This window comes from Streptomyces sp. NPDC051776 (genome assembly GCF_040681345.1).
Lineage (GTDB): Bacteria > Actinomycetota > Actinomycetes > Streptomycetales > Streptomycetaceae > Streptomyces.
Map to the genome: position 1 here is coordinate 1 of NZ_JBFAYQ010000107.1, position 6,548 is coordinate 6,548.

Annotated in this window: 4 protein-coding genes; 1 reads left to right on the top strand and 3 read right to left on the bottom strand. The window is 69.0% G+C overall.

Annotated features, from left to right (window positions below; genetic code table 11):
- Positions 1-815: 815 nt before the first annotated feature.
- The 3 genes from AB0M26_RS31030 to AB0M26_RS31040 form a co-directional block, all read right to left on the bottom strand.
- Positions 816-953, bottom strand: coding sequence for a hypothetical protein (locus tag AB0M26_RS31030; RefSeq protein WP_365266210.1), 138 nt, complete (start codon positions 951-953; stop codon positions 816-818).
- Positions 954-1,157: 204 nt separating this feature from the next.
- On the bottom strand, positions 1,158-1,658 hold the full coding sequence (locus tag AB0M26_RS31035) for an SRPBCC family protein (RefSeq protein ID WP_365266212.1): 501 nt from the start codon (positions 1,656-1,658) through the stop codon (positions 1,158-1,160).
- Entirely contained in the window at positions 1,655-2,098 is a 444-nt protein-coding gene (locus tag AB0M26_RS31040; RefSeq protein ID WP_365266214.1) for a metalloregulator ArsR/SmtB family transcription factor, read from the bottom strand. Before AB0M26_RS31040 ends, AB0M26_RS31035 begins: the two co-directional genes overlap by 4 nt.
- 193 nt (positions 2,099-2,291) lie before the next feature.
- Between AB0M26_RS31040 and hrpA the strand changes: the two genes are divergently transcribed.
- Positions 2,292-6,287: an ATP-dependent RNA helicase HrpA gene (hrpA, locus tag AB0M26_RS31045; protein WP_365266216.1), complete on the top strand. Its 3,996-nt coding sequence runs from the start codon at positions 2,292-2,294 to the stop codon at positions 6,285-6,287.
- Positions 6,288-6,548 lie beyond the last annotated feature (261 nt).

The following is a 6,548-nucleotide window of genomic DNA, read 5'->3' on the forward strand; positions in this document are numbered from 1 at the left end:
GGTGTGGAGCCTAGACACCTCCACCACATCGGAGGTCTTCGCTCTTGATCAACCCCCCACGAGTGTCAACAACGCTCATGGTCAGAACACCTAGGCGTCTGCCGTGCCATTGCGGAGAACGCGGTCAGAGAGCCGTCTTTGGTTACACAACGGCTGGGCCACCGGCCACCGGTGAGCGAGACATCACCGTCAGCATCCCCCGTGTTGGAGTCATTGCAGTCGTTGTTCTGCCGGGATGACTGCGCAATGTTCTGCTGGAAAAGGCCCGCGCCCGTGGAGGATCCTCCCCTTGCCCTGGCCTTCGCCTCGGCTGGGCCGGCCCCGGCGAATGCCGTCCCGGACCCCACTGCGGCCCATCCGCCTACTGCCAGAACCAGCATCGTGGCCGTTGCGATTTCTGTGCCTACGCATTCCGGAACCTCCTTGCGTCCATCAGTCAGCGGAGCCGTTACCGCTTCCTCAACTCCGCCCCGGTAGTTCCCGACATGGCCGCCGCTCCCCTTCCCAGCCCGACGGCCCAGCTTCCTTCGCCCGGATGGCCAAGGACTTTCGGGAATTCCGCCGCGCGGCCCTGTCAGCGGGCGGCTCGGGTACGGCCGCACAAGGAATTCAGATTTCCACCGGGAGGATTCCGTTCTGCGGCAGACGATTTCGACCTGGGAATCCCCCGCCGTCGGGATGCGGTCGAGCCGCGCGTGTCCGAAAAGAGGAAGACCGCCGCTCGACGCCGGCCCGGCCACCGTCCCCCACCAGGCGAGCGGCCCCATCGAAGATCACCGAGTGAGGCTGTTCTCGTGGCTGGTGACCACGTGACGTCAACCGATGTTCCCGTCCCCGGGCTCGGTCTCCAGTGCTCGCCGGTCGAAGGTCAGTGTCCCGAGGAAGAACGGGCCACCGAGGACCAGCAGGCCGGCCACGATGACGGTCGAGGTGAGTGCTTCCTCTGGTGACACCAGTACGGCGGCTCCGAGCACGGGAAGCGGCTCGCCGATCAGGCCGCGTATGCGGGCCGGCCTGATCGATCGCAGATCGGGCGGCCGGTCAAGACGCCCTGGCCTGCGGAGTCATCGGGCTGCCGACCGAGGTGCCGCTGCCGACCGAGGTGGCGCCGCCGGTCGTAACTCCCCTTCGCGCGGGAGCCGTACGGGACTCTCGCCTCATCGCTCCGTGGCGAGGCCCTCGAAGTAGGCCTTCTGCGCCGGGTAGTACGCGTCGAAGTCCGGCTTCTCCGCGTCCTCTCGCGCGGCGACCAGCATGTCGAGGTAGTACTCCCAGCCCGGTCCGACCTCGCCGAGGCCCTTCTCGCTGGTGAGGTGCTGGACCAGGTGCAGTTCGGTCGTGCCGCCCGACTCCGACAGGCACAGTTCCATGCGCCACTTCTCCGCGTCGTCGCCCATGGAGACGGCCAGGCGGCGCGGGGGTTCGCACGCGTCGATGCGCACGTCGCACCACGGCGCGCCCTCCTCGTACGCCATCCTCACCCTGATGGTGCGTCCGGGAGCGGCGTCGCCTTCCCATGGGCCGAACCACCGTGCCGTGCGCTGCGGCTCGGTGACGCTCGCCCATACGTCCTCGATGGGCGCCCGGAAGGTGCGGGTCAGCACCAGGTCGCAGCCGTTGGCGGTGGGCAGGAGCCGGCCGGTGGGTGTCGGTTTCATGCGGTGTCCTCTCTGCGTTCGTGTGGGTGTGCGGTACGACCCCGGGCTGTACGGAGTGCCGCTCCGTCCTGGCCCGCGCGCCCCTCATCGGCGCGCGTCCGGTCGACGCGCGCCCCGCCTGCGCGCTCGCGTCTCGTGCGGCGCACCTCCGTCTCGAGCGCGTCCAGCCGGTGTTCCCAGCCCGCCGGAGCGCTGATCCGGCCGATCCAGTCGGCGAGTTCGGCCAGCGGCGCCGGGTCGAGTGTGTAGAACCGCTGCCGGCCGCGCACTTCGTCGCGCACCAGGCCGCTCTCCCGCAGGACGCGCAGATGACGGCTGATCGCCGGGCGGCTGATCGTGAAGCGGCGCGCGATCTCGTTCACCGTGAGCGAGGTGCCGCGCAGCATCGCGAGGATCTCCCTTCGCACGGGATCCGCGATGGCGTCGGTCACGTCGTCCACCCCCAAAGCGTAACCCATAGGTTACGCGTTTGCCCACTCCGGTCGGCTGCTCCTCGCCCGCTCGCCCGGGACTCCCCCCGGCCCGCTCCACGCCGCAGCACGCCGCAGCACGCACGTCGCACCACGCCGCACACGCCCCCGCGAGCGAATTCGTTGGCCGAGCGATTCAGCGAAGTGAGATCCTTGACCAGGTATGCCTACTTCCTCTCCTTCCCCCGTCGCCTTCGCCGCCCTGCACGAGCGGCTCCGCGAGCTCACCCTGCGCGATGAGCGGAAGCTCGGCCGGCGGCTCGACGGCGCCCGGCGCATCCGCAAGCCCGAGGCACGGCAGTCCGTTCTCGAGGAGATCGCGGCCGAGATCGACCGGGCCGAAGCGCGGCTCGACGCCCGTCGCGCCGCCGTGCCCGAGGTCATGTATCCCGAAGCACTGCCCGTCAGCCAGAAGCGCGACGCCATCCTGGAGGCGGTCCGCGATCACCAGGTGGTGATCGTCGCGGGCGAGACCGGCTCCGGGAAGACCACGCAGATCCCCAAGATCTGTCTGGAGCTCGGCCGCGGCATCCGCGGACTGATCGGGCACACCCAGCCGCGCCGGATCGCGGCCCGTACGGTCGCCGAGCGCGTGGCGGAGGAGCTGAGCACGCCACTCGGTTCGGCCGTTGGCTGGAAGGTGCGCTTCACGGACCAGGTGGGCGACGACACCCTGGTCAAGCTGATGACCGACGGCATTCTGCTGGCCGAGATCCAGACCGACCGCGAGCTGCGCCAGTACGACACGATCATCATCGACGAGGCCCACGAACGCAGCCTCAACATCGACTTCATCCTCGGCTACCTCGCGCAGCTCCTCCCGCGCCGCCCCGATCTGAAGGTCGTCATCACCTCGGCGACGATCGATCCGGAGCGTTTCTCACGGCATTTCGGCGACGCCCCGATCGTCGAGGTCAGCGGCCGTACGTATCCGGTGGAGGTGCGCTACCGGCCGCTGCTCGAGGAGGGCGGCGAGGACGGCGACCGCGACCAGGTCACCGCGATCTGCGACGCCGTCGACGAGTTGCAGGCCGAAGGGCCGGGCGACGTCCTGGTGTTCCTCTCCGGTGAGCGGGAGATCCGGGACACCGCCGACGCGCTCATCAAGAAGAACCTCCGGCACACCGAGGTGCTCCCGCTCTACGCCCGGCTGTCGCACGCCGAGCAGCACCGGGTCTTCCAGCGCCATACGGGCCGCCGCATCGTGCTCGCCACCAACGTCGCCGAGACGTCCCTGACGGTCCCCGGCATCCGGTACGTGATCGACCCCGGCACCGCCCGTATCTCCCGCTACAGCCACCGCACCAAGGTCCAGCGGCTGCCCATCGAGCGCATCTCCCAGGCCAGCGCCAACCAGCGCAAGGGCCGCTGCGGCCGTACGTCGGACGGCATCTGCATCCGGCTCTACTCCGAGGACGACTTCCTCACCCGCCCGGAGTTCACGGACGCCGAGATCCTCCGGACCAACCTCGCTTCGGTCATCCTGCAGATGACGGCCGCCGGACTGGGGGACATCGAGAAGTTCCCGTTCATCGACCCTCCGGACCGCCGCAACATCAAGGACGGCGTGCAGCTCCTCGAGGAGCTGGGCGCGCTCGACCCGAAGCAGAAGGATCCGAAGAAGCGGCTCACCGGGCTCGGCCGCAAGCTCTCCCAACTCCCGGTCGACCCGCGCCTGGCCCGTATGGTCCTGGACGCCGAGCGCAACGGCTGTGTGCGCGAGGTCATGGTCATCACCGCCGCGCTGTCCATCCAGGACCCCCGCGAGCGGCCCACGGACAAGCAGCAGCAGGCCGACCAGCAGCACGCCCGCTTCCGTGACGAGAGCAGCGACTTCCTGGCCTTCCTCAATCTCTGGCGCTACATCCGGGAGCGGCAGAAGGAGCTGTCCTCGTCCGCGTTTCGCCGTATGTGCCGCAGCGAGTTCCTGAACTACCTGCGCATACGGGAGTGGCAGGACATCTACACACAGCTCCGCCAGGTGGCCAAGACCATGGGCATCCACCTCAACGAGCAGGATGCGGATCCCGACCGCGTGCACACCTCGCTGCTGGCCGGCCTGCTGTCGCACATCGGTCTCAAGGACACGGACAAGAACGAGTATCTGGGCGCCCGCAGCGCCAAGTTCGCCGTCTTCCCCGGTTCCGCACTGTTCAAGAAACCGCCGCGGTGGATCATGTCGGCCGAGCTCGTCGAGACCTCCCGCCTCTGGGCGCGGGTCAACGCGAGGATCGAGCCGGAATGGATCGAGCCGCTGGCCCAGCACTTGGTCAAGCGGACGTACAGCGAGCCTCACTGGGAGAAGGACCAGGCGGCGGTCATGGCGTACGAGCGCGTGACGCTGTACGGGGTGCCGGTCGTCGCCCAGCGGAAGGTCAACTACGGGCGGATCGACCCGGAGACCTCGCGCGAGTTGTTCATCCGCAACGCCCTGGTGGAGGGCGACTGGCGGACGCACCACCAGTTCTTCCACGACAACCGCAAGCTGCTCGGCGAGGTCGAGGAACTCGAGCACCGCGCCCGCCGCCGCGACATCCTCGTGGACGACGAGACGCTCTTCGACTTCTACGACCAGCGCGTGCCGGAACTCGTCGTTTCCGGTGCGCACTTCGACTCCTGGTGGAAGCACAAACGCCGCGAAGAGCCGGAACTGCTCGACTTCGAGCGGTCGATGCTCATCAACGAAAGCGCCGAGGCCGTCACGAAGGACGACTATCCGGACTCCTGGCGGCAGGGGAAGCTGAAGTTCCGGGTGACGTACCAGTTCGAGCCGGGAGCCGACGCGGACGGCGTGACCGTGCACGTACCGCTCCAGGTGCTCAACCAGATCGCCCCGGACGGCTTCGACTGGCAGATCCCCGGGCTCCGGCTGGACCTGGTCACCGAGATGATCCGGGCGCTGCCCAAGGCGATCCGCCGCTCCTACGTCCCGGCGCCGAACTTCGCCCAGCGCTTCCTGAGCGAGGCGGGGGCACGGGGTGCGGTCTCCGCCGGGCCGGAGGCGGCGGGGCCCGAGCCGCTGCCGGTGGCGCTGGCGCGCGGCCTTCAGCGGATGGGCGGCGTACCGGTGAGCGCTGACGACTTCGAACTCGCCAAGGTCCCGGACCATCTGAAGATCACCTTCCGGGTGATCGACGAACGGCGGCGCAAGATCGCCGAGGACAAGGACCTGGAGGCACTGCGGCTGAAGCTCAGGCCGAAGACGCGCGCGGCCATCTCCAAGGCCTTCGAGAAGGCCTCGGAAGCCTCGGGCGGGCCAGGCGGGCCGGGCGGGCCCGAGCAGCGCACAGGCCTCACACAGTGGACGATCGGGGCGCTGCCGCGCACCTTCGAGACCCGGCGCTCCGGGCAGCCCGTGAAGGCGTACCCGGCCCTGGTCGACGAGGGCGCTTCCGTGGCCGTACGGCTCTTCGACACCGAGACGGAGCAGGCCGAGGCGATGTGGCGCGGGACCCGCCGGCTGATTCTGCTCAACGTCCCGTCCAACCCGGCCAAGTTCGCCCAGGGCAAGCTCACCAACCAGCAGAAGCTGGCGCTGTCGAGCAATCCGCACGGCTCGATCCAGGCGCTGTTCGACGACTGCGTCAGCGCGGCCACGGACCGGCTCATCTCGGCCCGCGGCGGCCCCGCCTGGGACGAGGAGTCCTTCCGCAAGCTCTTCGACGCGGTACGGGCCGACCTGGTGGACGCGACGATGGACACCGTCCGCAAGGTCCAGGAGGTGCTGGCCGCCTGGCAGTCCTGCGAGCGCCGGCTGAAGGCCCCTCCGCTGTCGACGAGTGCCGTGCTGCTCCCGTCGCTCACGGACGTCCGGCAGCAGCTCGCGGAGCTCGTCGGACCAGGCTTCGTCACGGCCCACGGGGTGCGCCGCCTTCCGGACCTGCTGCGCTATCTGGTGGCCGTCGACCGGCGGCTGACTCAGCTCCCCACGAATCTGCAGCGAGACACGGCGCGGATGGCCAAGGTGCACGAGATGCAGGACGAATACGCGTGGTTGCTTGAGCAGCTCCCGCGGGGAAAGCCGGTGGCGCAGCAGGTGCTGGACATCCGCTGGATGATCGAGGAGCTGCGGGTGAGCTACTTCGCGCATGCACTGGGCACGGCGTACCCGGTGTCGGACAAGCGGATCGTGAAGGCCATCGACGCCGTGGCCCCGTAACCCGGCCCGTGGCCCCGTAACCCAGTAACCCGGCCCGTGGCCCCGTAACCCGGTAACCCGGCCCGTGGCCCCGAAAACCCCGCCCGGCCCCGCTCGGTGTACCGCGGCTCCGCGGCGCTGCTCGTCCGTGGCCCTGACCGGCCCCCGCCAGTAACGCGGACCGGCCCCTAGGGCCTGTGTGATGTCGTGATCAATCTTGCTGATCCGGATCTGTATGGAGGGGTGCATCGGGTAGGAAGAGGGGTGTGACGCGCAGGCAAC